The organism is Ensifer sp. Root31, from assembly GCF_001424825.1.
GTDB lineage: Bacteria > Pseudomonadota > Alphaproteobacteria > Rhizobiales > Rhizobiaceae > Ensifer > Ensifer canadensis.
The window spans coordinates 1-1,245 of record NZ_LMCO01000064.1; the positions used below are offsets into that span (position 1 = coordinate 1).

1 protein-coding gene and 2 pseudogenes are annotated in these 1,245 nt (G+C 58.2%); all 3 read left to right on the plus strand.

Features of this window, described 5'->3' with window-relative positions; translation table 11 throughout:
- Positions 1-672: flagellin (locus ASD00_RS33030; protein WP_156585915.1), on the plus strand; the 672-nt coding region annotated here is incomplete at both ends.
- 1 nt (position 673) lies between these two features.
- Positions 674-859 (plus strand): annotated as a pseudogene (locus tag ASD00_RS40595) (flagellin); the annotation flags it as partial.
- Between the two features lie 262 nt (positions 860-1,121).
- Positions 1,122-1,245: pseudogene (locus ASD00_RS42180) on the plus strand (flagellin); the annotation flags it as partial.

Sequence of the window (1,245 nt, forward strand, 5' to 3'; positions counted from 1 at the left end):
GGCGCTGCCAAGACCGACGTTGCTTACACCGGCATGAAAGCCGCGATCTCGGTCGTCGACGAAATCAAGGCAAAGCTGGTTGCTGCCAGCGAGCCGGGTGTTGACAAGTCCAAGGTCCAGAAGGAAATCACGCAGCTGCAGGATCAGCTGAAGAGCGTGGTCAAGTCCGCTGGCTTCTCCGGCGAAAACTGGCTCTACACCGCTTCCGGCGCAACTGCTCCGGGCACGAAGTCGATCGTCGGTTCGTTCAACCGTGACGCTTCTGGCAACGTCAGCCTGACGACGCTCGACGTCGACACGACCAAGACCATGCTGATCGACGAAGCAGCAACAGCAAACGGCCTGCTCACAGACGCACTCAAGGACTCAGCAGCAACAGCAAACGGCCTGCTCACAGACGCACTCAAGGACTCCACTGGCACGGCCATCGCCGGCGTCAGCGTTCTGACCCTCGACATCAGCACTGGGGTAACGGCAACGACACTGGCCAACTACCTCAGCGGTGTCGACACTGTCCTGAAGAGCATGACCGATGCCGCTTCGGACCTCGGCGCCGTCAACAAGCGCGTCGATCTCCAGAAGGACTTCGTCGACAACCTGATGGACTCGATCGAATCGGGCGTCGGCAAGCTGGTTGACGCCGACATGAACGAAGAGTCGACCCGCCTGAAGNCTCCAGAAGGACTTCGTCGACAACCTGATGGACTCGATCGAATCGGGCGTCGGCAAGCTGGTTGACGCCGACATGAACGAAGAGTCGACCCGCCTGAAGGCTCTGCAGACGCAGCAGCAGCTCGGCATCCAGGCTCTCTCGATCGCCAACAGCAGCTCGCAGAACATCCTGTCGTTGTTCCGCTAAGCGGTCCAGACACCGGCGACTTCGGTCCCGGACTGCAAAACGAAAAACCGCGTCTCCATCGAGGCGCGGTTTTTCTTTTGTCGGTATGTTTTTTTCGTCTGCGGCTTCAAGCTTCGTTAACCATCTTGGTGTTTTCTGTGGCTATCGAAACGGCGGGTTAACCAACAAGATTAACGCGTTAGCAGGCATGAAGCTGGCCGCCGGTTCCCGGTAATCCCGGAATGTCCCTTTCAATCCAGTTTTCCCAAGGGGCACTCAGCCAATGACGTCTATCATGACCAACAACGCGGCAATGGCCGCACTCTCCACGCTGCGTTCGATCAATTCCTCGATGGAAACGACGCAGGACCGTATTTCGTCCGGCTACCGCGTTGGTAACGCTTCCG